The organism is Aeromonas sp. R7-5 (assembly GCF_040908015.1).
GTDB lineage: Bacteria > Pseudomonadota > Gammaproteobacteria > Enterobacterales > Aeromonadaceae > Aeromonas > Aeromonas caviae.
This window is the reverse complement of sequence record NZ_JBFOCZ010000026.1, coordinates 409,765-435,870: the sequence shown is the minus strand read 5'-3', so window position 1 is coordinate 435,870 and position 26,106 is coordinate 409,765. Positions and strand designations below refer to the sequence as shown.

Annotated in this window: 23 protein-coding genes; 12 read left to right on the top strand and 11 right to left on the bottom strand. The window is 61.0% G+C overall.

The window, feature by feature from the left end:
• Nucleotides 1-131 precede the first annotated feature (131 nt).
• Nucleotides 132-1,892, bottom strand: coding sequence for a 30S ribosomal protein S12 methylthiotransferase accessory factor YcaO (ycaO, locus tag AB5Y53_RS10545; RefSeq protein ID WP_239053457.1), 1,761 nt, complete (start codon nucleotides 1,890-1,892; stop codon nucleotides 132-134).
• Nucleotides 1,893-2,227: 335 nt separating this feature from the next.
• On the opposite strand from ycaO, the gene AB5Y53_RS10540 reads away from it, so the two are divergent.
• Nucleotides 2,228-2,911 (top strand): B3/4 domain-containing protein, encoded by a 684-nt coding sequence (locus AB5Y53_RS10540; protein ID WP_239053458.1) that lies wholly within the window; start codon nucleotides 2,228-2,230, stop codon nucleotides 2,909-2,911.
• 117 nt (nucleotides 2,912-3,028) lie between these two features.
• Here AB5Y53_RS10540 and sugE read toward each other — a convergent pair whose 3' ends face one another.
• Complete coding sequence (gene sugE, locus AB5Y53_RS10535) at nucleotides 3,029-3,343, bottom strand: quaternary ammonium compound efflux SMR transporter SugE (protein ID WP_041215293.1); 315 nt, start codon at nucleotides 3,341-3,343, stop codon at nucleotides 3,029-3,031.
• Nucleotides 3,344-3,684: 341 nt separating this feature from the next.
• Here sugE and asd point away from each other — a divergent pair, with 341 nt between their 5' ends.
• Nucleotides 3,685-4,797 (top strand): aspartate-semialdehyde dehydrogenase, encoded by a 1,113-nt coding sequence (gene asd / locus AB5Y53_RS10530; RefSeq protein WP_103243235.1) that lies wholly within the window; start codon nucleotides 3,685-3,687, stop codon nucleotides 4,795-4,797.
• 116 nt (nucleotides 4,798-4,913) lie between these two features.
• On the opposite strand, the gene cspD is transcribed toward asd, so the two are convergent.
• Nucleotides 4,914-5,132: a cold shock-like protein CspD gene (gene cspD / locus AB5Y53_RS10525; protein WP_010674510.1), complete on the bottom strand. Its 219-nt coding sequence runs from the start codon at nucleotides 5,130-5,132 to the stop codon at nucleotides 4,914-4,916.
• A gap of 228 nt (nucleotides 5,133-5,360) precedes the next feature.
• Here cspD and clpS point away from each other — a divergent pair, with 228 nt between their 5' ends.
• Nucleotides 5,361-5,678 (top strand): ATP-dependent Clp protease adapter ClpS, encoded by a 318-nt coding sequence (gene clpS / locus AB5Y53_RS10520; protein ID WP_124245184.1) that lies wholly within the window; start codon nucleotides 5,361-5,363, stop codon nucleotides 5,676-5,678.
• 60 nt (nucleotides 5,679-5,738) lie between these two features.
• Nucleotides 5,739-7,991: an ATP-dependent Clp protease ATP-binding subunit ClpA gene (gene clpA, locus AB5Y53_RS10515; RefSeq protein ID WP_368181932.1), complete on the top strand. Its 2,253-nt coding sequence runs from the start codon at nucleotides 5,739-5,741 to the stop codon at nucleotides 7,989-7,991.
• Nucleotides 7,992-8,060: 69 nt separating this feature from the next.
• On the opposite strand, the gene infA is transcribed toward clpA, so the two are convergent.
• From infA to aat, 3 genes are all read right to left on the bottom strand, one after another.
• The gene (gene infA / locus AB5Y53_RS10510; protein WP_005300033.1) at nucleotides 8,061-8,279 is read right to left on the bottom strand and encodes a translation initiation factor IF-1; all 219 of its coding nucleotides are present in this window, start codon (nucleotides 8,277-8,279) and stop codon (nucleotides 8,061-8,063) included.
• Between the two features lie 68 nt (nucleotides 8,280-8,347).
• A complete protein-coding gene (locus tag AB5Y53_RS10505; protein ID WP_045524744.1) occupies nucleotides 8,348-9,064 on the bottom strand; it encodes an arginyltransferase in 717 nt (238 codons plus the stop codon).
• Nucleotides 9,061-9,768: a leucyl/phenylalanyl-tRNA--protein transferase gene (gene aat, locus AB5Y53_RS10500; protein ID WP_029314435.1), complete on the bottom strand. Its 708-nt coding sequence runs from the start codon at nucleotides 9,766-9,768 to the stop codon at nucleotides 9,061-9,063. The genes AB5Y53_RS10505 and aat overlap by 4 nt, the downstream gene beginning before the upstream one ends.
• Nucleotides 9,769-9,785: 17 nt before the next feature.
• Here aat and AB5Y53_RS10495 point away from each other — a divergent pair, with 17 nt between their 5' ends.
• On the top strand, nucleotides 9,786-10,256 hold the full coding sequence (locus AB5Y53_RS10495; protein ID WP_041211363.1) for a glycine zipper 2TM domain-containing protein: 471 nt from the start codon (nucleotides 9,786-9,788) through the stop codon (nucleotides 10,254-10,256).
• An 83-nt stretch (nucleotides 10,257-10,339) separates the two neighbouring features.
• Here the strand turns inward: AB5Y53_RS10495 and AB5Y53_RS10490 are convergent, their stop codons facing one another.
• From AB5Y53_RS10490 to ald, 3 genes are all read right to left on the bottom strand, one after another.
• Entirely contained in the window at nucleotides 10,340-11,581 is a 1,242-nt protein-coding gene (locus tag AB5Y53_RS10490) for a diguanylate cyclase (RefSeq protein ID WP_324058695.1), read from the bottom strand.
• 58 nt (nucleotides 11,582-11,639) lie between these two features.
• A complete protein-coding gene (gene trxB, locus AB5Y53_RS10485) occupies nucleotides 11,640-12,590 on the bottom strand; it encodes a thioredoxin-disulfide reductase (RefSeq protein ID WP_319921683.1) in 951 nt (316 codons plus the stop codon).
• 183 nt (nucleotides 12,591-12,773) lie between these two features.
• Nucleotides 12,774-13,889: an alanine dehydrogenase gene (gene ald / locus AB5Y53_RS10480; protein WP_368181931.1), complete on the bottom strand. Its 1,116-nt coding sequence runs from the start codon at nucleotides 13,887-13,889 to the stop codon at nucleotides 12,774-12,776.
• A gap of 150 nt (nucleotides 13,890-14,039) precedes the next feature.
• On the opposite strand from ald, the gene lrp reads away from it, so the two are divergent.
• The 7 genes from lrp to purF all read left to right on the top strand — a co-directional run bounded on the left by lrp (nucleotide 14,040) and on the right by purF (nucleotide 23,098).
• Nucleotides 14,040-14,531, top strand: a complete 492-nt coding sequence (gene lrp, locus AB5Y53_RS10475; RefSeq protein WP_005300047.1) for a leucine-responsive transcriptional regulator Lrp — start codon at nucleotides 14,040-14,042, stop codon at nucleotides 14,529-14,531.
• A 189-nt stretch (nucleotides 14,532-14,720) separates the two neighbouring features.
• Nucleotides 14,721-17,225, top strand: a complete 2,505-nt coding sequence (locus tag AB5Y53_RS10470; RefSeq protein WP_324029875.1) for a DNA translocase FtsK 4TM domain-containing protein — start codon at nucleotides 14,721-14,723, stop codon at nucleotides 17,223-17,225.
• 77 nt (nucleotides 17,226-17,302) lie between these two features.
• Nucleotides 17,303-17,911, top strand: a complete 609-nt coding sequence (gene lolA, locus AB5Y53_RS10465) for an outer membrane lipoprotein chaperone LolA (RefSeq protein WP_368181930.1) — start codon at nucleotides 17,303-17,305, stop codon at nucleotides 17,909-17,911.
• Nucleotides 17,912-17,978: 67 nt separating this feature from the next.
• Nucleotides 17,979-19,316: a replication-associated recombination protein A gene (locus AB5Y53_RS10460; RefSeq protein ID WP_041211365.1), complete on the top strand. Its 1,338-nt coding sequence runs from the start codon at nucleotides 17,979-17,981 to the stop codon at nucleotides 19,314-19,316.
• A 280-nt stretch (nucleotides 19,317-19,596) separates the two neighbouring features.
• Complete coding sequence (gene serS / locus AB5Y53_RS10455; protein WP_039039009.1) at nucleotides 19,597-20,892, top strand: serine--tRNA ligase; 1,296 nt, start codon at nucleotides 19,597-19,599, stop codon at nucleotides 20,890-20,892.
• 175 nt (nucleotides 20,893-21,067) lie between these two features.
• The gene (locus AB5Y53_RS10450; protein ID WP_010674522.1) at nucleotides 21,068-21,559 is read left to right on the top strand and encodes a CvpA family protein; all 492 of its coding nucleotides are present in this window, start codon (nucleotides 21,068-21,070) and stop codon (nucleotides 21,557-21,559) included.
• 18 nt (nucleotides 21,560-21,577) lie between these two features.
• On the top strand, nucleotides 21,578-23,098 hold the full coding sequence (gene purF / locus AB5Y53_RS10445) for an amidophosphoribosyltransferase (RefSeq protein WP_041215287.1): 1,521 nt from the start codon (nucleotides 21,578-21,580) through the stop codon (nucleotides 23,096-23,098).
• A gap of 90 nt (nucleotides 23,099-23,188) precedes the next feature.
• Here purF and AB5Y53_RS10440 read toward each other — a convergent pair whose 3' ends face one another.
• On the bottom strand, nucleotides 23,189-24,619 hold the full coding sequence (locus tag AB5Y53_RS10440) for a 6-phospho-beta-glucosidase (protein WP_368181929.1): 1,431 nt from the start codon (nucleotides 24,617-24,619) through the stop codon (nucleotides 23,189-23,191).
• 31 nt (nucleotides 24,620-24,650) lie between these two features.
• A complete protein-coding gene (gene ascF / locus AB5Y53_RS10435) occupies nucleotides 24,651-26,105 on the bottom strand; it encodes a PTS cellobiose/arbutin/salicin transporter subunit IIBC (RefSeq protein ID WP_368181928.1) in 1,455 nt (484 codons plus the stop codon).
• Nucleotide 26,106 lies beyond the last annotated feature (1 nt).

The following is a 26,106-nucleotide window of genomic DNA, read 5'->3' as shown; positions in this document are numbered from 1 at the left end:
CCATGAGTGCCAAATTAACAACCCCCTAAGAGGTATTTTTTGTCTTTTATTTCATCTTTGTGGCACGGCCAGCCAAAGCGTAGACCATAAAACAGAAGGGGCCCTCAGGGCCCCTTCGTCATATCAGCATATCAGTTCCAGCTATGGATTCGTTTGGCTTTTTGTAATTTCTCGTAAGCGGCCAGCAGTTTCTGGTGCAGCGGGAACTGGGAGAGGGAGAGATCGGCGGCTTCCAGACCGTGGAAGCGCGCCTCGCCGCGGGCGTTGGCCCACGCCTGTGCCAGGGTCTCTTCCCCGAACATGCGGGCGAACACCGGGCGGTACTGCTCGGGGTCGCGTTCCTCGTCGAGGAAAAGCTCGACGCAGGCGCGCAGGGCACGGTAGTAAGCGGCGCGATCCGCCGGGAACACCGACTGGTTGAACTCCATGGTCCAGTCGATGAGGTCGAGGGCGCTCTCCAGATCGCCTGCGGCCAGCGCCAGCATGGCTTTGAGCTCACCGACGCGCAGGGTGTGCAGGGCAGTGCCCTTGGCGGCGGCGATGCCGAGCAGCTCGCGCACCCGGGTCCGCTCGTCGTGCCCCTCTTCATCCAGCTGGTCGAACAGGGCCATGTACTGTTCTGCGTCCCACTCGAGCGCCGGCAGTGCCAGGATGGTCTCCCGCAGGTGGGCACCCATGGTGTTGTTGGCCAGCAGCAGATCTTCCACCGGATAGATGTCGGACATGCCGGGCACCAGGATACGGCAGGCGTAGACACCCAGGTGCTCGTAGTCGGCGATGTAGACCGGCTGCTCCAGCTCGTGGAAGATGCCGATCAGGTGGTCGAACTCCTCTTGCGAGGTGCCACGGAAGTCCCAGTCGGCAAACTCGAAGTCGGACTCTTCCTTGAACAGATCCCAGCTGATGAGGCCGGAGGAGTCGATGAAGTGGGTCTCCAGGTTGTGGTGATCCGCCACCTGCTCGTTGTCAAACGACGGCGGCACGAAGACGTCCAGATCCTTGAGGCTGCGCCCTTGCAGCAGTTCGGTGACGGTGCGCTCGAAGGCGACCTCGAAGCGCGGGTGGGCGCCGAAGGAGGCAAAGCAGGTGCCGTTGCTCGGGTTGAGCAGCACCACGCAGATGACCGGATAACGGCCGCCGAGGGAGGCATCGAAGCTGTAGATGGGGAAGCCTTCGGCCTCCAGTGCATCGATGGACGCCTTGATGCCGGGGTAACGGGCGATGACCTCGCCCGGGATCTGGGGCAGGCTGATGGCCTCGGCGATGATCTTGTTTTTCACGTGGCGCTCGAACACCTCCGACAGCCCCTGGGTGCGGGCTTCGGTGCGGGTGTTGCCGGCGCTCATGCCGTTGGAAACATACAGGTTGCCGACGATGTTCATCGGGATGTAGACGGTCTGGTGATCAGACTGGCGCTCGAAGGGCAGGGCGACGATGCCGCGCTCCTCGTTGCCGGATTGCAGGTCCACCAGCATGTCGGCGGTCACTTCACCGTCCGGGTTGTAGAACTTGCGGGTGAAGGAGTCGAGCAGACCAGTGGGAAGCTGATCCCCCTCGATGGGGAACCACTTCTCGTTCGGGTAGTGAACGAAGTCGCCATTGGCTACCTGCTCGCCCAGGTAGAAGTCGGCGAAGAAGTAGTTGGTGGAGAGACGCTCGAAATATTCGCCAAGGGCGGAGGCGAGCGCCGCCTTCTTGCTGGCACCCTTGCCGTTGGTGAAGCAGAGAGCGCACTCCTTGTCCCGGATGTGCACGGACCAGACGTTGGGCACGGGGTTGAGCCAGGAGGCCTCTTCGATATCAAACCCCAGGGCTTGCAGCTTGGTCTGGAAGCGTTCGATGGAGTCTTCCAGCGCTGCGTCCTTGCCGGGAATAAAAGTGTGGTCGGTCATCACAATGTCCTGATTTTATGGGCTCATGTTTGGACGCAGATAATAGCATGAGTGACGGGGAAAGCGGCCAGGGCAATGGTGTGGGCTTGCCCAGGTCTGCATAGGATGGGCGGGGTGTGGTAGTGGGGCCGGGCGGTGCGCTGCGGGGCGGTGATTTTTCATGGGAAAGAGGGTTGGGCCATCAGTTTTACTTAACACAATTAAGATAAAGTAAATTTTATTATGACCCTGTGCCCTTCATCATGGCGTCAACCGTTGGTGGGGGGAGGAAAAGAGGGGAACGCCCGTGCCCGTTCCGCCACCCCGTCTTGATGAACCTTGACCAGGAGTGCTGAATGTTCCCGATGATCCCCCGTATCGACCCCGAGATAGCCAGGTTGGCGCCGGGCTTTTGTGCCCTCAGCATCGTGGTGGAAGCCGCCCCCGTGATTGACACTCTGGTGGGGGAGCGGGCCCTGGCCCGAGCATGTGCGGCCCTTGGCACCGACGAGGCCCCCTGGGCCCTTGAACATCTGGCCGCCTGGGATCAGGTGTTCAAGGGGTTTGGCGCCAAGCCTGCCCGCACGCCCTGCTCGGCCCAGGCACTGCGCAAGCGGGTGCTGCGCGATGGCGTCTTGCCCGCCATCGATCCCGTGGTCGATCTCTACAACGCCATCAGCATCGAGTATGCCATTCCCGTGGGCGGGGAGGATCTGGCGGCCTATGTGGGGACGCCGCGCCTGGTGATTGCCGATGGCAGCGAATGCTTTGACACCCTCAAAGAAGGGCTGCCAACCCAGGAGGCACCGGCTCCCGGAGAGGTGGTGTGGCGGGACGATCTCGGCGTCACCTGTCGCCGCTGGAACTGGCGCCAGGGGATCCGCACTCGCCTGAGCCTCTCTTCCCCCCGGATGTGGTTCATTCTGGAGTGTCTGCCGCCGATGCCGCGCACGGCCTTGTGGGAGGCCGGCGACAGGCTGATTGCCGGTCTCACGCAGATGATGCCTGGGGCCCGCATCGAGCAGACGTTGGTGGAGTGATTGAAGGAGCAGACGAAAAGATAAAAGGAGGCACCCCATGCTCGCCCGGGCGGTCATGGGGCAGATCTTGCTCGCTATGCCACGTCGGGGCCGGTGTACCCGGCCCTTTCAGCGCGCCTAACCGATGAACTTCAACCCCAGAATGCCGACGATGATGAGCAGCAGGCAGAGCACCCGGGCCAGGGTGGCCGGTTCGTTGAACAGCCAGATCCCCATCAGCACGGTGCCGACCGCGCCGATACCGGTCCAGACCGCGTAGGCGGTACCAAGGGGCAACTGTTTGACCGCCATGGCGAGCAGCAGCACGCTCACGGCCATGGCGATCAGGGTCAGCAGGGTGGGGAGGGGACGGCTGAAACCGTCGGTGTACTTGAGGCCGATGGCCCAGGCGACCTCGAACAGGCCGGCCAACAGCAGGAGCAACCACGACATAAGGCAGATTCCGCAGGAAGCAGGGTCGTCCCTGCGTATCAGGAGGCCTCGGGGCCGTCCCCGAGGGGCAGCGGGGCTGCCGGTCGGTCTCAATGATGCCCCAACTGGAGGCAGGATGCCAACCGGCTGCCCGCAGGTCGGCCAGGCCGACGGATATTGCAGCGAATGGCACAGAATATTGCGCAATTCGACTTGCGCCCGCCGTCACAATCCGTAATGTGGACAGACGCATTTTTTGCAACTCATATATTGTGAATCCCTTGTAAACGGCTGGCGCCAAGGCAGGGGGGTCACGGGTACCACACACGATTTCTATAAGCAGCTATCCAGGGTAGGACATTATGAAAAAAGTAGGTTTGGTCGGTTGGCGTGGCATGGTGGGTTCGGTCTTGATGAGCCGGATGCAGGAAGAGAAGGATTTTGCCCGCATTCAACCCACCTTCTTCACCACCTCCCAGGCCGGTGAGGCCGCCCCCAATTTTGGCGTCGATGCCGGCACCCTGCAGGACGCCTTCGATCTCGAGGCGCTGGCCGCGCAGGACGTCATCATCACCGCCCAGGGCGGCGACTACACCAAGGATGTCTATCCGCGTCTGAAAGCCGCCGGCTGGCAGGGCTACTGGATTGACGCCGCCTCCTCCCTGCGCATGGAGAAGGACGCCGTTATCATCCTGGATCCGGTCAACGGCGACGTCATCGAAGATGCCCTGAACAACGGCATCAAGACCTTCGTTGGCGGCAACTGCACCGTCAGCCTGATGCTGCTGGCCCTGGGTGGCCTGTTCAAGGCCGATCTGGTGGAGTGGGTGAGCGTGGCCACCTATCAGGCGGCCTCCGGTGGTGGTGCCCGCCACATGCGCGAGCTGGTCACCCAGATGGGCATGCTGCGGGATGAAGTGGCGGTGGAGCTGGCGGATCCCGCCTCCGCCATCCTCGACATCGAGCGCAAGATCACCGAGAAGACCCGCTCCGGCACCCTGCCGGTGGACAACTTCGGTGTGCCGCTGGCCGGTGGCCTCATCCCCTGGATCGACACCAAGCTCGACAACGGCCAGAGCCGTGAAGAGTGGAAAGGCCAGGCCGAGACCAACAAGATCCTCGGTATCGAAAACGCCGCCATTCCGGTGGATGGTCTGTGCGTGCGCATCGGCGCCCTGCGCTGCCACAGCCAGGCCTTCACCATCAAGCTGAAAAAAGACGTGCCCCTGGCCGAAATCGAATCCCTGCTGGCTGCCCACAACGACTGGGTCAAGGTGATCCCCAACGATCGCGACATCACTGCCCGCGAGCTGACCCCGGCCGCCGTCACCGGCACCCTCAGTATCCCGGTGGGTCGTCTGCGCAAGCTCAACATGGGCCCGGAGTACCTGGCCGCCTTCACCGTGGGTGACCAGCTGCTGTGGGGCGCCGCCGAGCCGCTGCGCCGTATGCTCAACATCTTGCTGGCCCGCTGAGGTAGCGGCAGCAGGGAACAGGGAAGGCCTGGCCTTTCTTGTTCCCCTCTTAGTGCCTGTCCATAAAAAAGCGGCATCCCTTGGGATGCCGCTTTTTAATTTATCCAGTTTGACTCTTAGATGTTCTGTGCTTCGTTTGGCACGATGACAGAGGCATGATTTCCTTTCGGCCCCTGCTGCAGTTCAAAGTTGACTGCCTGACCTGCTTTCAAGGTCTTGTAACCTTCCATTTGAATCGTGGAGTAGTGAGCGAAGATGTCTTCACCACCGCCTTCCGGACAGATAAACCCAAATCCTTTTGCGTTGTTGAACCACTTGACTGTTCCGGTTGCCATACATCTACATCCTTTTATTGATTACCCTGAAGTCGTTGAGTAACCTGCGCCAGCCTTATATAACTAGGGCATGACCCCGTAGCAGACGGGCGCCGATTAGCAAGTAACCAATCTAGTCCAACTTTTAAGCGAGTCAAGAAGTTGTTAACAACCGATGTGATCTGGTTAACAAGTCTATTGACAATCTTGAGCGACACGGTAGTAATCTAGAGGTACCAAAGCGCAACTATGAGCAAGCAGAAAGAACTCTTTGCTAATGAAGAGATTGCAGAAGCAGAGAAAACGACGCTGCAACCGCCACCCATGTACAAGGTCGTCCTGAACAACGACGACTACACACCGATGGAGTTCGTGGTGGAGGTGCTGCAAAGGTTCTTTGGTATGGATCTGGAGAAGGCCACTCAGGTGATGCTGAGCGTGCATTATAGTGGTAAGGGAGTCTGCGGCACATTTACCGCCGAGATTGCCGAGACCAAAGTGGTCCAGGTCAACACCTATTCACGTAACAATGAACATCCACTGCTATGTACCATGGAAAAGGCTTGAATCTGATGACTTGATGGCGATAACGACACCGCATTGTTGCTGTACTGAGGGGAGGTGCCTATGTTGAACAAAGATCTAGAAAAGACGCTGAACGAGGCTTTCAAACTGGCCCGTGACGAGCGCCACGAATTCATGACCGTCGAGCACCTGTTGTTGGCCCTGCTGGATAACAGCTCAGCCCATGAGGCGCTGAGTTCATGTGGTGCGGATGTGGAACAGATGCGCAAAGAGATCCGCGCCTTCATCAATCAAACGACCCCGCTCATCCCCCGTGACGACGAAGACAGAGAAACCCAGCCGACGTTGGGCTTCCAGCGCGTGCTGCAACGTGCCGTCTTCCATGTCCAGTCGTCCGGCAATACCGAGGTGAGCGGCGCCAATGTCCTGGTCGCCATCTTCAGCGAACAAGAGTCCCAGGCCGCCTACTTCCTGAAAAAAGCCGAAATAAGCCGCCTGGATGTGGTGAACTTCCTGTCCCACGGGGTGCGCAAGGACAACAAGCCCGAGAGTGGTGGCAACAATGCGGAATCTGATGACGAGGTATCCTCTGCCCAGATAGAAAGCTTTGCCACCAACCTCAACCAGCTGGTGCTGGAGGGGCGCATCGATCCGCTCATCGGCCGTGATCAGGAGCTCAATCGCACCATTCAGGTATTGTGCCGCCGCCGCAAGAACAACCCCTTGCTGGTCGGGGAAGCCGGCGTGGGCAAGACCGCCATCGCCGAAGGGCTTGCCTACCGTATCGTCAAGGGGGATGTGCCCGAGGTGATTGCGGGTAGCACCATCTACTCCCTGGACATGGGCTCCCTGCTGGCGGGCACCAAGTATCGTGGTGACTTCGAGAAGCGCCTCAAGGTGCTGCTCAAGCAGATTGAACGTCAGGAGGGGGCCATCCTCTTCATCGACGAGATCCACACCATCATTGGGGCCGGTGCGGCTTCCGGTGGCCAGCTGGATGCGGCCAACCTCATCAAGCCGCTGCTCTCCAATGGTTTGCTGCGCTGCGTGGGCTCCACCACCTACCAGGAATATGCCCAGATCTTCGAGAAGGACAGGGCCCTTGCTCGCCGCTTCCAGAAGATCGACATCGTCGAACCCACAGTAGACGACACCACTCGCATTCTGATGGGACTCAAGAGCCGTTATGAGTCTCACCATGGCGTGCGTTACACCGTCAAGGCGATCCGGGCGGCAGTGGAGCTCTCCGCCAAGTACATCAATGATCGCCATCTGCCTGACAAGGCCATCGACGTCATCGACGAAGCGGGTGCAGGGCAACGCCTCTTGCCCGCCAGCAAGCGCAAGAAGGTGATCAATGTGCCGGAAATCGAGGCCATTGTTGCCAAGATTGCCCGTATTCCCGAGAAATCTGTCTCCTCCTCCGACAAGGAGGTGCTGAAGAATCTGGAGCGTAATCTCAAGATGGTGGTGTTCGGGCAGGACAAGGCCATCGAGGTGCTGACCGATGCCATTCGGTTGTCACGTTCAGGGCTTGGCAACGAACGCAGACCAGTGGGCTGCTTCCTGTTTGCCGGCCCGACCGGGGTGGGCAAGACCGAAGTGACCCAGCAACTTGGCAAGGCGCTCGGGGTCGAGGTATTGCGATTTGACATGTCGGAATACATGGAACGCCATACCGTGTCCCGGTTGATCGGGGCTCCTCCCGGTTACGTGGGATTCGAGCAGGGAGGGCTGTTGACCGACTCCGTCCTCAAGCATCCGCACTCCGTCGTGCTGCTTGACGAGATCGAGAAGGCGCACCCGGATGTCTTCAACTTGCTGCTGCAGGTGATGGACAACGGTACCCTGACGGACAACAACGGGCGCAAGGCAGATTTTCGCAATGTGATCCTGGTGATGACCACCAACGCAGGGGTTCAGGAGACCCAGCGCAAGTCCATCGGCTTCCAGCAGCAGGACATGAGCCATGATGCCATGGCGGTGATCAACAAGACGTTCAGTCCGGAGTTCCGCAACCGGCTCGATCACACCATCTGGTTCAACCATCTCGACATGACGGTGATACATCAGGTGGTCGACAAGTTCATCGTCGAGCTGCAGGTTCAGCTGGATGCCAAGGGCGTTTCACTGGAGGTGTCTGAAGAGGCGCGCCACTGGTTGGCAGAGAAAGGGTATGACAGGGCAATGGGAGCAAGACCCATGGGCCGGGTCATTCAGGAGCACCTCAAGAAGCCCCTGGCCAACGAGATCCTGTTCGGTTCCCTGGTCGATGGCGGCATCGTGAAGGTCGAGCTGGTGAACAACAGCCTCAGCTTTGATTTTCAGGTCAACGTTGAAGCTGTCTCTCACTGACTGTGAGCAAGGCCGGAAATGACAAAAAACCCCAACCGAGAGGCTGGGGTTTTTTGCTGAATTCCTGGCTTAGCGAGAGCGGAAAACAATACGTCCCTTGGAGAGATCGTACGGAGTCAGAGCCACCGTTACTTTGTCCCCAGTCAGGATACGGATGTAGTTTTTGCGCATCTTGCCGGAAATATGAGCGATAACCACGTGACCATTTTCCAGTTCCACACGGAACATGGTATTGGGCAAGGTTTCGAGAATGGTACCCTGCATCTCAATACTGTCTTCTTTAGCCATTGAATCCTCTTGATAAGCCACAACAAAAAACCGCTGGATCATGCCGGATTTAAGGCTATGTGTAAAGTTTACTCGGGCTTGGTGTCGATTTTTTTCCATTCGCCCTGTACCAGCAGCTCATGGGGCAGGTATTGGCGCTTGTAATTCATCTTGCGGCACTCCTCCACCAGATACCCCAGATAGAGCCACTGACGACCGGTACGTCTGGCCAGTTCCAACTGGCTCAGGATGGCGAAGGTGCCGAGCGACCGGTCGGCATAGTCGGGGTCGAAGAAGGTGTACATGGCGCTCAGAGAGTGGGGAAGCAGATCCGTGGTGGCCACGCCGATGAGGCGTCCCTCCTTGCGCATCTCCAGATAGAGGGGGGGCATCCAGTCACAGTGCAGGAACCCCTTGTATTGGGTCCGGCTCGGTGGATACATGCTGCCATCCCTATGGCGCTCACGGATATAGCGTTCATAGAGCTGGTAATACTCGGGCTTGTCGTCATAGCTCAGCACGAGCTCGAGATCCCGGTTCAACTGGCGGATGCGCTTCTGCCCACGGCTCGGGATGAAGCGTTCACTGTGTATGCGCAAGGATTGGCAGGCGCTGCAGGCGGGACAGTGAGGACGATAGATGTCGTTGCCACTGCGCCGGAATCCTGCCGTCAGCAGCCGTTCGTACCCGGCGGCGTTGAGCAGTTCATGGTCCATCAGGACCAGCAACTGCTCCTGCTCGTGACCGAGGTAGCTGCACGGGTGCCTGGGGGTCAGCCCGACCTTGAGGATCACTTCTTCACTCATAGGCTGATTCTCCTCGGTTGCCAGCATCCCTCTTGCAACGGTTGCCGGGTCAGGGTGGCCAGGGTGGTCAGAAAGCGCTGCCTTGGCCACTCCTGAACGCCCAGCGTGGCCAGAAAGTCGTTTTGCATCTGGCAATCGATGAGGGCACCGCCGTGCCCTGCAAAGTGGCGACAGAGGGCCACCATGGCCAGTTTGGCGCCATTGTCGATGCGGCTGAACATGGATTCACCACAAAAGAGTCGGCCCAGGGAGAGGCCATAGAGGCCTGCCTGCAACTGATCATCCTGCCAGATCTCGATGGAGTGGGCATGACCGAGGCGATGAAGGCGCCGATAGGCGTCGATCATGGGGGCACTTATCCAGGTGCCGCTGGCGGTGCGACGGGGGGCGGCGCAGGCTGCAATCACGTCATCAAAGGCGCGATTGATGTAAATCTCGAAGGGGGTGCGGCGCAAACACTTCTGCAGGCTGCGGCCGATGTGGAGTTCCTCGGGCACGATGACTCCCCTGGGATCCGGTGACCACCACAGCAGTGGCTGATGGGGTTCATTCCATGGAAAGATCCCGCTGTGGTAAGCTGCCAGCAATCGAGTGGGGGAGAGATCTCCCCCAATCGCGAGCAGCCCGTTGGGCTCTTCCAGCGCATGGCTGGGGGAGGGAAACCAGCACAGCTCATCATCCAGTTCGGTAAGATAGCGAGACATAAGGCAGAGGTTCATAGATGAAGGCCATTATCCTGATAGTATCCAGCTTGCTTGGCTTTGTCACGGCACCGGCCTGGAGTGCGGTGTATGAACGCAACACGGCGCGTCCGGTGGAGCAGGTGGTCTTCGGCCAGGTGGATGCGGTGCGCAACATCACCCAGCGCCAGATGGTGGAATCAGAGCATTCCGGCTGGAAAACGCTGGGAGGGGCCGTGCTTGGCGGGCTGCTCGGCAACCAGTTTGGCGGTGGGCACGGGCGGGAGATTGCCACTGCGGTCGGAGCGCTGGCGGGAGCGGCGGCGGTGCAGCAGTTTCAGTCAGGGGGCAGCGTGGTGGAGAACAAGCTGGTGGAGCTGCTGATCCGCAACGAGCAGAACGGGCTCATCAACGTGATCCAGGATTACGATCCGGCCATGGTCTTTGCGCAGGGCGACAAGGTGCGCATCCTCTATTTCAGCGATGGGGTGCGGGTCGACAAGACCTATTGAACGGTGAAGAAGGGATTGACCCGGCGGCCGCCACACTAGGGGCGCCGGGCGGTACTACACGGAGTGCCTCTGCTGATGCTTGCTCAGACGTCCTGACAGACTATCTTGTCTCGCCCGGTATTCTTTGCCTGATACAACTGGCGATCTGCCTCGCTCAGCGCCTCGTCCATGGAGAGCCGCCCGACATTGATGACGCCGAAACTGGCGCGTACAAAGAGCGATATCTCCCGGGACAGCGGTTGCTGGCGCATTTGCAGACGAAGCCCTTCCAGTCGCTTGAGCAGCACGGGAACGGGGCAGTGGGGCACCATCAGGGCAAATTCTTCACCACCGAATCGGGCTATCATGGCATCCGGGAAGAACTGGGTGAGCAGCCTGGCCAGATGACAGAGCAGCTGATCGCCGATGGCATGCCCCCAGTGATCATTGACCTGCTTGAAGTGATCCACATCGAGCACGCACAGGGAGAGCTGCGCCTGATGGCGCTGATGCTCCTCGAACCACTTTTGACCCTCGTTGAACCAGTAGCGTCTGTTGTAAAGTCCGGTCAGGTAGTCTCGGTTGGCCGATTCCTGGATGTTGTTGAACTGCTCAAGGGCCTCCAGGTTGTGGCTGACCCGGCACTGCAGCTCCTCGGGTTCAAAGGGCTGATTGAGAAAATCATTCGCCCCTTGCTTGAGGTAGCGTGCCGAGAGGCCGTGTTTGTCCGATACCGAGATGCCGATGATGGCGAGCTGCTGCTTGCTGTAGCGCTCGCGCAGCATTCGCACCAGGCTGATGCCATCGATCTCCGGCATGTAGTAGTCCACCAGCATCAGGCGAATGGCGGGGTGCTGATCGAGCTGCGCCAGCGCATCGCGGGCTGAATTGGCCTCGTGCACCTGCAACAACTGCTTGCGCAACTGGGCCGCGGTGCGGTGACGGGAGGTGCGTGAATCGTCGACCACCAAGACTTCGATGGCCTGGTTGAGGTAGAGGCGGTGCACCAGACCGACGGCATATTGCAGGGAGTGACGTGAATCCTTCATCACATAGTCCAGCACCCCGGCCTCCAGCCAGGCTTCCCGCTTCTCTTCGCTGATGTCGGCCGTCAGGATCACCACCGGCAGCCCACGCTCCCTCAGCACATTGACAGCCTCTCCGCCGGGGGCGTCCGGCAGGGTGAGATCCACCAGGGCGACCACATAATCTTCCCCATGGCAATCGCGAGCCCCTTCAAGGGTATCGAACGCGTCGATTTCCAGCCCGGTCTGCTGCGCAATGGCCTGGGTCAGCATACGGCGTACCGTCAGGCTGTCTTCCACTATCATTATTTTTCGTTTCATCCTGCTCCTTGCAATAAAAAAGGGCATGCCAACTGGCATGCCCTTTATATCCTTCCGATTATTGTGCGTCCAGATATCGCTCTGCATCGAGGGCGGCCATGCAGCCGGTTCCTGCGGAGGTGATCGCCTGGCGGTAGACGTGGTCGGCCACGTCGCCGGCGGCGAACACGCCCGGGATGCTGGTCTGGGTGGCGAACCCTTCCAGTCCGCCACGCACTTTCAGATAGCCGTTTTCCATCGCCAGCTGCCCTTCGAAGATCTGGGTGTTGGGCTGGTGACCGATGGCGATGAAGACCCCCATCAGCGGCAGGTCGGTGGTGGTGTCATCCCGGGTGCTGCGCAGGCGCACACCGGTGACGCCCATGTCATCACCCAGTACTTCGTCCAGGGTCTGATGGGTGTGCAGGACGATATTGCCGCTCTCGACCTTGTCGTTGAGGCGCTTGATCAGGATCTTCTCGGCGCGGAACTCGTCGCGGCGATGGATGAGGTGCACCTTCTTGGCGATGTTGGCCAGATAGAGTGCCTCTTCCACGGCGGTGTTGCCGCCACCGACCACGGCCACTTCCTGGTTGCGGTAGAAGAAGCCGTCACAGGTGGCGCAGGCGGAGACGCCGCGGCCCTTGAAGGCCTCTTCGGAGGGCAGACCCAGATATTTGGCGGAGGCGCCGGTGGCGAGGATCAGCGCATCGCAGGTGTATTCACCGTTGTCGCCCTTGAGGCGGAAGGGACGCTCGGTCAGCGTCACTTCATTGATGTGATCAAAGAGGATGCGGGTATCGAACTTCTCTGCATGCTCTTTCATGCGCTCCATCAGGGCCGGGCCGGTCAGCCCTTCCGCGTCCCCTGGCCAGTTTTCCACTTCGGTGGTGGTGGTCAGCTGACCACCTTGCTGCATGCCGGTGATGAGCAGGGGATTGAGGTTGGCGCGAGCGGCATAGACGGCCGCAGTGTAACCTGCCGGACCGGATCCCAGGATCAGCAGTTTGCTGTGAGTGACTTGGCTCATGATGTGATTTCCGAGACGTGATGAGTTTGCGCGATTGTAGGTAATTCGTGATCCGTGGTCAAAGGCCAGCGCATCGATTGGGGCAATCGCCAACAAGAGGGGTGAGCCGGGGATGGCAGGCATAAAAAAACCGCCCATCGCGGGCGGATTTTCACTCATCTACCTCCCTTTGCAGGGACGCGATCAGTTCAGCAGGGTCAGGGGATCCGTGTAAGCCAGGTTGTGGGCCACGGCAACCTCCTTGCAGGTGATTTTGCCCGCCATCACGTTCAGGCCGTGCAACAGGTGGGGATCAGCGAGCAGTGCGTTGCGATAGCCCTGTTCGGCCAGCTTGATGATGAAGGGGAGGGTGGCGTTGTTCAGGGCCACGGTGGAGGTCCGCGCCACGGCACCCGGCATGTTGGCCACGCAGTAGTGCACCACCTCGTCGACGATGAAGGTGGGATCTTCATGGGTGGTGGCATGGGAGGTCTCGACACAGCCGCCCTGGTCGATGGCCACGTCCACGATGGCCGCACCGGGTTTCATGCGAGCAATGTGGTCACGGCTGACAAGTTTTGGCGCAGTGGCGCCAGGCACCAGCACGCCGCCGATGACCAGGTCCGCCGCCAGCAGATGGCGCTCCAGGGTCTCGCGGTTGGAGTAGACCACCTTGGCAGCCCCTTGGAACTCGCTGTCGAGACGGCGCAGGGTATCGACGTTGTTGTCGAGGATGGTGACGTCGGCACGCAGGCCGACGGCCATGCGGGCTGCGTTGGAGCCCACCACACCACCACCGATGATCACCACCTTGGCCGGTTCCACACCGGGCACACCGCCGAGCAGCACGCCGCTGCCGCCACGGGATTTCTCCAGTGCCTGGGCACCGGCCTGAATAGACATGCGTCCGGCCACTTCCGACATGGGGGCCAGCAGGGGCAGACCGCCACGACCGTCCGTGACGGTTTCATAGGCGATGCAGACGGCACCACTGTCGATGAGATCCTGGGTCTGGGCCAGGTCCGGCGCCAGATGCAGATAGGTAAAGAGGGTCTGGCCGGGACGCAGCATGGCCCGTTCCACTGCCTGGGGTTCCTTGACCTTGACGATCATCTCCGCCTTGGTGAAAACTTCGGCAGCGGAGGCCAGGATCTCGGCTCCGGCAGCCAGATAATCTGCGTCACTGAACCCAATGCCATTTCCTGCGCCGCTTTGGACGAAAACAGTATGGTTTCGTGCTGTCAGTTCACGTACACTGGCCGGAACCATGCCTACGCGATATTCATGGTTTTTTATTTCCTTAGGTACACCGATAATCATGCTATCCCTCGTCTATCGATTGGTGGTTTATGTTGCCTAGATGTTAAGCGACATTTGCGCCTAGTATATTCAGGTATTGACAGGATTTGTGACCATTATTATAAAATGACTGGTGATTCTTACCAAAAAATAGCCAAAGGATGGAATTAAATGATGGAAGCTAAGAGTCGGCTAAAGGATTTGGACAGGATTGACCGCAACATTCTGAATGAACTGCAAAAGGATGGCAGGATTTCGAACGTTGAGTTGTCCAAACGAGTTGGCCTGAGTCCCACACCGTGTCTGGAACGGGTTCGTCGCCTGGAGCGACAAGGGTATATCGAAGGATATGCCGCCATTCTGAACCCTCATTATCTGGACGCGTCTCTGCTGGTGTTCGTGGAAATTACCCTCAATCGTGGCGCCCCCGATGTGTTCGAGCAGTTCAACAAGGCTGTTCAGGTGCTCGAAGAGATCCAGGAATGTCATCTGGTGTCCGGTGATTTCGACTATCTGCTCAAGACCCGCGTCAGCGACATGTCCGCTTACCGCCGCCTGCTGGGTGAAACCCTGCTGCGTCTGCCGGGCGTCAACGACACCCGCACCTACGTGGTGATGGAAGAGGTCAAACAGAGCAGTCGTCTGGTGATCAGCACCCGATAAGCGGGGTTGTGCTGTGACTTGCAAGTTCCATGACGAGTCACGATAGTCAGAAACGAGCGGCCGGTCCGCTCGTTTCTTCTTATAGAGAGTTTCAGGCCCGCCCTCAGGCACTGGCTGACAATCGGTGGGCTTTTCAGGGATACTAGGCCCCCTATCCCCGCATTCATGTTTTCACAAAGGAGCCGGAGTTTGGCCGATAAAAAGCTGTTTACTCCTTTATCAGGTACACAACGGATCTTCGAGGCCGTCTTGATCGCCATCACCCTGATGGCTGCCTATCTTTTGCTTGCCCTGCTGACCTACCATCCCGCCGATCCCGGCTGGTCGCAAACCTCCTGGCAAGGGGAGGTGAAAAACCTCGCGGGCAGCGCCGGTGCTTGGCTCGCCGACATCACCATGTTTACCTTCGGGGCCTTCTCCTATCTGGTGCCCCCCCTGGTGGTGCTGCTTGGCTGGAGCCTGTTCTGGCGCCCGAGCAAGCTGCTGGAAGTGGATTACCTCACCCTGTCGGTACGGATCATCGGCTTCGTGCTGACGGTGCTTGGCATGTCCGCCATCGCCAGCATGAACTTCAACGACTTGCAGAACTTTTCCGCCGGCGGCCTGGTGGGGGATGTGATCGCCTCCGCCGTGGTGCCGCTCTTTGGCGGCGTGGGGGCCAACCTGATGCTGCTCTGCTTCGTGGCGACCGGCATCACCCTCTTTACCGGCTGGTCCTGGCTCACCATTGTCGAGCGCATCGGTGCCGCCTGCACCGGCTCTGTCAGCGCCATCTACCATTTCCCCACCACCCTGGGCCGCTGGCTCACCGGTGGCTGGCGCCAGCCCCGCTATGAGGGGCCGGATCCCCTGCTGGAAGGGGGCGTAGGCAGCTTCGATCAGGAAGAGGATGACGAAGACCCCCACGGCAGCTGGACACGCAACCCCAAGGCGAAGAATCGCGCTCAAAAGACAAAAGCTGACGAATGGCTGCCGGAGCTTGACGAAGACACCTTCCAGTTTGATCCGCAGTTTGACGACGAAGAGGACGAGGCTCCGGCGCCTGCCGCCAAGGGCAAGCGTGTGGCCAATGGCCGTCCGCGTCCCGCCGTGCGCCAGGAAGAAGATGACCTCGACTTGCCCTGGGCGGAGGGGGATGACGAAACCGATGCTCCCGTTGCCGCTGCGCCGGTGAAAGCCAAGCGCCGTCCCCAGCCCGGTCTGGCCCCTTTGCCGAGTATCGATCTGCTGGACAGACCGCCCGCCAAGACCCAGATGATGAGCAAGGACGAGCTGGAGCGCATGGGCCGGCTGGTGGAGGCGAAGCTCGCCGATTACAACGTGCAGGCCAAGGTGGTGGGCGTCTATCCCGGTCCCGTCATTACCCGCTTCGAACTGGACCTGGCGCCGGGCATGAAGGCGAGCAAGATCACCAATCTTTCCCGGGATCTCGCCCGTTCTCTCTCTGCCAGCAGCGTGCGGGTGGTGGAAGTGATCCCGGGCAAGACGTTCGTCGGGATCGAGCTGCCCAACCGGGTACGCCAGACCGTCTACCTGCGGGAAACCCTCGACTGCGAGGCGTTCGCGGCCAGCCGCAATCCGCTCACCATGGGGCTGGGTCAGGACATCGCGGGGGAACCCGTGGTAGTGAACCTCGCCAAGATGCCTCACCTGCTGGTGGCCGGTACCACGGGCTCGGGCAAGTCGGTGGGGGTGAACACCATGATCATCTCCATGCTCTACAAATCCTCCCCCGAGGATCTGCGCTTCATCATGATCGACCCCAAGATGCTGGAGCTCTCGGTCTACGAAGGCATTCCGCATCTGCTGACCGAGGTGGTCACCGACATGAAGGATGCCGCCAACGCCCTGCGCTGGTGCGTAGGCGAGATGGAGCGTCGTTACAAGCTGATGTCCGCGGTCGGGGTGCGCAACCTCAAGGGGTACAACGACAAGGTGCTGGCCGCCATCGAGGCGGGGGATCCCCTGGTCGACCCCCTGTGGCGTCCGGGCGACTCCATGGATCAGATGCCGCCGGAGCTGGAAAAACTGCCCCACATCGTGGTGGTGGTGGACGAGTTCGCCGACATGATGATGATCGTCGGCAAGAAGGTGGAGGAGCTGATCGCCCGTATCGCCCAGAAGGCGCGGGCGGCCGGTATTCACCTTATCCTCGCGACCCAGCGTCCGTCGGTGGATGTCATTACCGGCCTCATCAAGGCCAACATCCCGACCCGTATCTCCTTCCAGGTGTCGAGCAAGATCGATTCGCGCACCATCCTGGACCAGGGGGGCGCCGAATCCCTGCTCGGCATGGGTGACATGCTCTACATGCCTGCCGGCACCTCCAACCCCACCCGTGTCCACGGTGCCTTCGTCGATGACCACGAGGTACACAAGGTGGTGGCGGACTGGAAACTGCGTGGCGAGCCGGATTACATCGACGAGATCCTCTCCGGCGAGTCGGACGGCGAGGGCGGCGGTGGCGACTTCGGCGGGGGCGGCGATGAAGAGCTCGATCCCCTGTTCGACGAGGCGGTGGCCTTCGTGGTGGAATCCCGCCGTGGCTCCACCTCCAGCGTCCAGCGCAAGTTCAAGATCGGTTACAACCGGGCGGCCCGTCTCATCGAGCAGATGGAAAACCAGGGCATCGTCAGCGCCCCGGGTGGCAACGGCCAGCGCGACGTGCTGGCACCGCCGCCGGTTCGTGACTAAGCCTAACCCCTGTATCATTCTGGCCATGCCCTCTGCGGGCGTGGCCTTTTATCGAGAACCTCCCTATGAAGAGCCTGATGAAAAAACAACTGTTGATGGGTTCCATTCTGCTGGTCGCCAGCAGCCAGGTATGGGCCGATGCGGCCAGCGATCTCAAGGAGAAGCTCTCCTCCGTCAATGTCTTCTCCGCGACGTTTGCCCAGACTGTCTATGACAGCAAGGGCAAGGAGCTGCAAAAGGCGAGCGGCTCCCTGCTGGTGCAGCGACCCAACCGCTTCAACTGGCACACTACCTCCCCGGACGAGAGTCTGATCGTGGCCGATGGCAAGGATGTGTGGGTGTACGACCCCTTCGTCGAGCAGGTCACCGCCCTCAAGATGAAGGATGCGGTGCTCAACACCCCCTTCGTGCTCATCGCGGGCAACGACAACAGCCTCTGGAAGAACTATGACGTGACCCAGGAAGGGGATGTCTATACCGTCACCAGCCGCAACAAGGACGAGCTGATCGCCTCCTTTCGCATCACCTTCGACCGTCAGAACAACATCAGTCGCTTCGACGTGAAAGAGGCCCAGGGCCAGTGGAGCGAGTTCACCCTGAGCAGCTTCAACCGCAAGCCGGTGCTCAAGGGCAACGAATTTGTCTTCAAGATCCCGAAGGGGATCGAGCTGGACGACCAGCGCTGATGAGCCAGCCGTTACCGGCGTTATCGTCTGACCGGGTGTTGTTTATGACCGATCAGATGCAAGGTCAATGCAGATGAGCAATTTATCCCTGGATTTCTCCTCGGACTTTCGTCCGCTTGCGGCCCGGATGCGGCCGCAAACCCTCGAGCAGTACATCGGCCAGCAGCATATCCTGGGGCCGGACAAGCCCCTGCGAAAAGCGATCCTGGCGGGGCACTGCCACTCCATGATCCTCTGGGGCCCCCCCGGCACCGGCAAGACCACGCTGGCAGAACTGGTTGCCCACTACTGCCAGGCGGAGGTGGAGCGGCTCTCGGCGGTCACCTCCGGCATCAAGGAGATCCGCGCGGCCCTCGACAAGGCGAAGGAGAACGGCTGGCGCGGGGTGCGCACCATCCTGTTCGTGGATGAAGTCCACCGCTTCAACAAGAGCCAGCAGGATGTCTTCCTGCCCCACATCGAAGACGGCACCATCACCTTCATCGGCGCCACCACCGAGAACCCCTCGTTCGAGCTCAACAACGCGCTGCTCTCCCGGGCCCGGGTCTATCTGCTCAAGAGGCTGGAGGAGCAGGACATCCTCGCCATGATCGATCAGGCGATGCAGGACCCGCGCGGCCTCAATGACCCTAGCCTGCGCTTTGCCCCCGGGGCCAAGGAGGCGCTGGCGAAAGCGGTGGACGGGGACGGGCGCAAGTCTCTGAACTATCTGGAGCTCCTGGCCGACATGGCCGAGGCCGACAGCTCAGGGGCGCGAGTGATCGACAGTACCCTGCTCGCCGCCGTGGTGGGGGAGCACGTGGCCCGTTTCGACAAGGGCGGCGATCACTTCTACGACCTCATCTCGGCGGTGCACAAGTCCATTCGCGGCTCGGCGCCGGATGCGGCCCTCTACTGGTATGCCCGCATGGTGAGCGCCGGCTGCGATCCCCTCTACATCGCCCGCCGCTTGCTGGCCATTGCCTCGGAAGACGTGGGCAACGCCGATCCCCGTGCCATGCAGGTGGCGCTCTCTGCCTGGGACTGCTTCCATCGCATCGGTCCGGCGGAAGGGGAGCGGGCCATCGCCCAGGCCATCGTCTACCTCGCCTGCGCCCCCAAGAGCAATGCGGTCTACACCGCCTGGAAGGCGGCGCTTCACGACGCCAAGAACCTGCCGGACTTCGAGGTGCCACCGCACCTTCGCAATGCCCCGACCAAGCTCATGAGCGAGCTGGGCTACGGCGCCGAGTATCGCTACGCCCACGACGAGCCGGGGGCCTATGCCGCCGGCGAGCAGTACTTCCCCCCGGAGCTTGCCGGCAAGCAGTACTATCAGCCCACCGAGCGGGGGCTTGAGAAGCAGATAGCCCAGAAGCTCGACTATCTGCACGAGCTGGACAAGCAGAGCCCGCGCAAGCGATAGGAAAGACCTTCAAGCCCCTTGCCGGGAAAGAGCACGGCAAAGGCATCAGGGGAGGGGGGCCTGGCAAAAACGGGCGCAATAGTCCCTGTTCGGGCGGGGGGGCGGTCTGCTACACTGCCCGTCTGACCCCGGTTGTCTTGGCCTTGCACCATCTTCTTGATTTCGAAGGCCCGATTCCGAAGGCAAAGGGGTGCGCCAACCGATGTTAACTTCCGGATCTGTTTCCCAACCCGGTCACGATGACCCGGGCCCAGATCCCATTAAAAAAAGTAGGTAAACCATGCTGGATCCCAAATATCTGCGCAGCGACATCACCGAAGCTGCCGCTCGTCTGGCGACACGTGGCTACGTTCTGGACGTAGCGGCGGTCAATGTTCTGGAAGAGAAACGCAAGGATCTGCAGTCCCGCACCCAGGAGCTGCAGGCCGAGCGCAACGCCCGCTCCAAGTCCATCGGTGAGGCTGCCCGTCGTGGTGAAGATGTTGCCCCCCTCAAGGCCGAGGTGACCAAGATCAACGACGAGCTCGAGACCAGCAAGGTCGAGCTGGAGGCCCTGCTGGCCCAGCTCAAGGGGATTGCCGACGCCATCCCCAACCTGCCGAGCGAGACCACCCCGGTGGGCCGTGACGAGAACGACAACGTGGAGGTCCGCCGCTGGGGTACCCCGCGTGAGTTCGATTTCCCGGTACGCGATCACATCGATCTGGGTGAGGCGGCCAAGGGGGTCGACTTCAAGAACGGCGTCAAGCTCTCCGGAGCCCGTTTCGTGGTGATGAAGGGCCAGATTGCCCGTCTGCACCGCGCCCTGGCCCAGTTCATGCTGGACCTGCACACCCTGCAGCACGGCTACACCGAGTGCTACGTGCCCTATCTGGTCAACCCGGACAGCCTGTACGGCACCGGCCAGCTGCCCAAGTTCTCCCAGGATCTCTTCAATACCGGCATCGAAGGGGAAGGGGAAGACGAAGGCAAGGTGCGCAAGTTCTCCCTCATCCCGACCTCCGAAGTGCCGCTCACCAACATGGCCCGTGACGAGATCTTCGACGAGCAGGAGCTGCCCATCAAGATGACCGCCCACAGCCCCTGCTTCCGCTCCGAAGCGGGCTCCTACGGTCGTGATACCCGTGGCCTCATCCGTATGCACCAGTTCGACAAGGTCGAGATGGTGCAACTGGTGCACCCGGAAAAATCCTGGGATGCCCTGGAAGAGATGGTGGGTCACGCCGAGAAGGTGCTGCAACTGCTGGAGCTGCCGTATCGCGTGATGGCGCTTTCCACCGGTGACATGGGCTTCTGCGCCGCCAAGACCTACGATCTGGAAGTGTGGCTGCCGGCCCAGAACACCTATCGCGAGATCTCCTCCGTCTCCAACTGCACCGACTTCCAGGCGCGCCGCATGCAGGCTCGCGTGCGCATCGACGGCAAGCCGCAGCTCATTCACACCCTGAATGGTTCCGGTCTGGCGGTGGGTCGTACCCTGGTGGCCGTGCTCGAGAACTACCAGCAGGCAGATGGCCGCATCGCCATCCCGGCTGCGCTGCAATCCTACATGGGCGGCCTGACCCACATCGGGTAAGCGCTCGTTGCAGACGACAACGCCATGGCATGCCATGGCGTTGTGCATTCTGGGCCCGGGAAACCCGCCGCAAGGGGAAGGGATAGCTCCCTTCGGGCCTGTAACACAATTTTATCAAGCATTGCGCAATCGTTTTTGTTAGACTGCGCCGCAATTTCGCAGGACATCTTTTTCTATGGTCTGGATTGATTACGCCATCATCGGCATCGTCGGTTTCTCCGCCCTCATCAGCCTGGTGCGCGGCTTTCTCAAGGAGGCCATGTCTCTGGTCACCTGGTTCGTCGCCTTTTTCATTGCCAGCCATTTCTATCCCGATCTCGCCGTCTATTTCACCTCTTTCTCCGATGCCATGGTTCGCAACGGTCTGGCCATCGCCGCCCTGTTCGTGGCGACCCTGATCCTGGGGAGCGTGGTGAACTACGTGGTGGGCCTGCTGGTGGAAAAGACCGGGCTTTCCGGCACCGACAGGGTGCTCGGGGTCTGTTTTGGCGCCATTCGCGGGGTGCTGATCGTCAGCGCCCTGCTGTTTTTCATGGATACCTTCACCAGCCTCTCCCAGAGCGACTGGTGGGTGGCGTCCAGGCTGGTGCCGGAGTTCAAGCCGGTGATCCAGTGGTTTTTCGGGTTCATGATGAACTCGTCCAGTTTTCTTCAACAGGTACAGTGACTTCGAGGTAGCAAAGACATGTGCGGTATTGTCGGTATAGTTGGCACCACCCCCGTCAATCAGGCCCTCTACGACGCCTTGACGGTGTTGCAGCACAGGGGACAGGATGCCGCCGGGATCGTGACCATTGACAGTGGAAACTTCCGGCAACGCAAGGCCAACGGTCTGGTGAAGGATGTGTTTGAAGTGCGCCACATGCAGCGCCTGAAAGGGAATATCGGCATCGGACACGTCCGTTATCCCACCGCAGGCAGCTCCAGTGCGGCAGAGGCGCAGCCGTTTTACGTGAACTCCCCCTACGGCATGGTGCTGGCACACAACGGCAACCTCACCAACGCCAAGGAGCTCAAGGAGCAGCAGTTCAAGGTGGCCCGCCGCCACATCAACACCACCTCGGACTCCGAAGTGCTGTTGAACGTGCTGGCCCACGAGCTGGACTTGTGCGACAAGATGGCGCTGCGCCCGGAAGATATCTTCTCGGCGGTGCGCAAGGTGCACCAGCAGATCCGCGGCGCCTATGCCGTGGTTTCTCTGGTGATCGGCCACGGCCTCATCGGCTTTCGCGACCCCAACGGCATTCGCCCGCTGATCCTGGGTCGCCGGGTCGACGAGCAGGGGCAGGTGGAGTACATGCTCGCCTCCGAGAGCGTGGCCCTCGACGCCATCGGCTTCGAGACGGTGCGTGACGTCGCCCCGGGCGAGGCCATCTACATCACCGAGCAGGGCCAGCTCTTCTCCGAGCAGTGTGCGGAAAGCCCGCAGATGAACCCCTGCATCTTCGAATACGTCTACTTCGCCCGCCCCGACTCCTTCATCGACAAGGTCTCCGTCTATGCCGCCCGCCTCAACATGGGTCGCAAGCTGGGCCAGAAGATCGCACGGGAGTGGGACGATCTCGACGTGGACGTGGTCATCCCCATCCCCGAGACCTCCTGCGACGTGGCGCTGGAAATCGCCCACACCCTGGGCCTTCCGTACCGTCAGGGCTTCGTGAAGAACCGCTACATCGGCCGTACCTTCATCATGCCGGGCCAGACCCAGCGCAAGAAGTCGGTGCGCCGCAAGCTCAACGCCATCAGCTCCGAATTCAAGGGCAAGAAGGTGTTGCTGGTGGACGACTCCATCGTGCGGGGCACCACCTCCGAGCAGATCATCCAGATGGCCCGTGAAGCGGGGGCCGCCAAGGTCTACTTCGCCTCGGCCGCACCGGAAATTCGCTTCCCCAACGTCTACGGCATCGACATGCCCACCGCCAACGAGCTCATTGCCCATGGCCGTGAAGTGGAAGAGGTGTGCAAGCTTATCGGTGCTGACGGCCTCATCTTCCAGGATCTGGAAGATCTGGAAGAGGCGGTGCGGGAGATCAACCCCGAGCTGCGCCACTTCGAGACCTCGGTCTTCAACGGTCACTATGTGACCTCCGACGTGGATCAGGGTTATCTGGACCACCTCAATGCCCTGCGCAGCGACGACAACAAGGCCGTGCGCGAGTGGCAGGAAGGGACCAGCAACCTCGAGATCTTCAACGAAGGCAGTTAAACGTTTTCAGATTGCCAGCGTGATGAACAACAGGGGGGCCTCGGCCCCCCTGCTGCATGGATGCGCCTTGCGGCGAAACTGAGGGGGGCCTCAGGCCAGATCCTCCCCGTTGCTCGCTATCACCTTTTGGTACCACCAGAACGACTTCTTGCGCCGGCGGGCCAGGGTGCCATGGCCGGCGTCGTCCCGGTCCACGTGGACGAAGCCATAGCGCTTGCTCATCTCCCCGGTGGAGGCGGAGACGAGATCGATGCAGCCCCAGCTGGTGTATCCCATCAGGGGCACGCCGTCCTCGATGGCGTCCCCCATGGCCTCGATGTGGGCGTGCAGGTAGGCGATGCGGTAGTCGTCCTCTATCTCCCCTTGCTCGTTCATTTCGTCCACCGCCCCCAGGCCGTTTTCCACCAGGAAGAGCGGCTTCTGGTAGCGATCGTGCAAGGTGTTGAGGGTGATGCGAAGGCCCAGGGGATCGATACCCCAGCCCCACTCGCTCACCTCGATGTGGGGATTGCGCAGGGACTTGACCACGTTGGCCTCGCTGGTGTTGCCCGCATTCATGTCGGCGGCGGCGCAGCGGGAGGCGTAGTAGCTGAAGGAGACGAAATCCACGGTGTGCCTGAGGATCTCGTCATCTTCCGGCCCCTTCACCAGGGTGATCCCCTTGTCACGAAACACCCTCTGCGCATAGGCCGGATAGGCGCCCCTGGCCTGCACGTCGATGAAGAGGAGGTTCTCCCGATCTTTCTGGAGGGCGGTCCAGACGTCGGCGGGCTTGCAGGAGTAGGGGTAGAAGTTGCCCCCCGCCAGCATGCAGCCCACCTGGTTGGCCGGGTTCACCTCGTGGGCGATCCGGGTCGCCAGGGCGCTGGCCACCAGCTCGTGGTGGGCAGCCTGATACTTCACCTGATCCTGGTGCTCCCCTTGCTCGAACACCAGCCCCGCCCCGGAGAAGGGGCTGTGCAGCAGGATGTTGATCTCGTTGAAGGTGAGCCAGTACTTCACCAGGCCGTCGAACTGCTCGAAGCAGGTGCGGGCGTAGCGGGTGAAAAACTCCACCATCTGGCGGTTGCGCCAGGAGCCGTACTCGGTCACCAGGTGCATGGGCACATCGAAGTGGCACAGGGTCACCAGGGGCTCGATGTTGTACTTTCTGCACTCCTCGAACACCGCGCGGTAGAAGGCGATGCCCTCGGCATTGGGCTCGCGCTCGTCCCCCCTGGGGTAGAGACGGGCCCAGGCGATGGAGGTGCGAAACACGGTGAAGCCCATCTCGGCCATCAGGGCGATGTCCTCCCGATAGCGGTGATAGAAGTCGATGGCCCCGTGGCTTGGGTAGAACTCGTCATCTTGCAGGGTGATGCGCTTCTCCTGGCCGAGTTTGACCGCCATGCGGCGCGGGCCATGGGGGATCATGTCTACCGTGGTCAGCCCCTTGCCCCCCTCGAGATAGCCGCCCTCCGCCTGATTGGCGGCCAGGGCACCGCCCCAGAGAAAGCCCTCGGGAAATCTTGTTAACGACATTGGTTACCTCTTGTCATGTCTGAATGGGGTGTCACAGTCCGGCCTGCGCCTGGCTGGTGGCGACGGGTTGCACGGGCTCGGCGCGGAGGGCCGGGCTCTCGACCGGGATGTCCTCGAACCCCATCACCAGGGTCAGCACGAAGGAGAGCACCACCGAGAGGGCCATCACGCCGAACACCCAGGCGATGGTCATGGGGTTGGCCGGATCGAAGAACTGCACGCTGGTAAAGAGCCCGGGGGCGGCCATGGAGTGGCTGGCGAGCCCCGCCATGCCGGCGACGGCACCGCAGACAAAGCCGCTGATGAGGCTCGCGATGAGCGGACGCTTGAGGCGCAGGGCCACACCGTAGAGCGCGGGTTCGGAGATCCCCGCCATGATGGCGGAGGCGGCCGCCGCGAGCGCCGTCTGGCGCAGTTCCGGGTTACGGGTGCGCCAGGCCACCGCCAGGGACGAGCCGCCAAGAGAGAGATTGGCGCCGATTTCGGAGGGCATCACCATGCCTTCCTTGCCGGTCTCGGCGATGGTCTGGATGATGGTCGGGGTGAAGACGCGGTGCATGCCGGTCATCACCAGCAGGGGCCAGAGCGCCCCCATGATGGCCACCGACAGCCAGCCCAGGTAGTCGTGGACCGTGTAGACCAGGCCGGAGATGGCGGTGCCAATCCAGATGCCGACGGGGCCGATGAAGAGGATGGCCAGCGGCGCCGCGATCAGCACGATCAGCATGGGTTTGAGGAAGTTCTTGGTGACCGCCGGAGTGATGCGGTCGACCCAGCCCTCGATGTAGGAGAGGCACCAGGTCATCACCAGGGCCGGAATGACGGTGTAGGTGTATTTGACCGCGGTCACCGGGACCAGGGCGAAGGTCACCTGCTCCCCTTCGGCGGCTCTGGCCATCAGCTCGATGAAGCTGGGGTGTACCAGCACGCCTGCGATGGCGATGGCCAGGGACATGTTGGTCTTGAACTTGACGGCGGCGGAGGCGGCCACCATCAGGGGCAGGAAGAAGAAGGCCCCATCCCCGGCTACCGTGAGGATGGTGAGGGTCGAGGAGCCTTTCTCCAGCACGCCGGTCATCTCCAGCACCATGGCCAGCAGCTTGAGCATGGAGCCGCCGATGATGGCCGGGATGAGGGGGGACATGGTGCCAATCAGGGCGTCGAGGATGGCAGCGCCCATGCGGCGCAGGCTCCAGCCAGCGGAAGCCTCCGGAAGCGGAGTCTGCCCGCCGCCCTGGGGCAGCAGGGCCAGCACCTCGCGATAGGCGTGGGAGACGGTGTTGCCGATGATCACCTGACACTGGTTGTCCGCCTGCACCACCCCGAGCACGCCCGTGATGGCCTTGAGGGCAGGGCCATTGACCCGGGCGGGATCGCCGAGCACAAAGCGCAGCCGCGTCATGCAGTGGGTCACGGCGACGACGTTGTCGGCGCCGCCGAGTGCGGTGATGACGGTACCGGCCAGAGCCGCATAGTTTTTTGACATC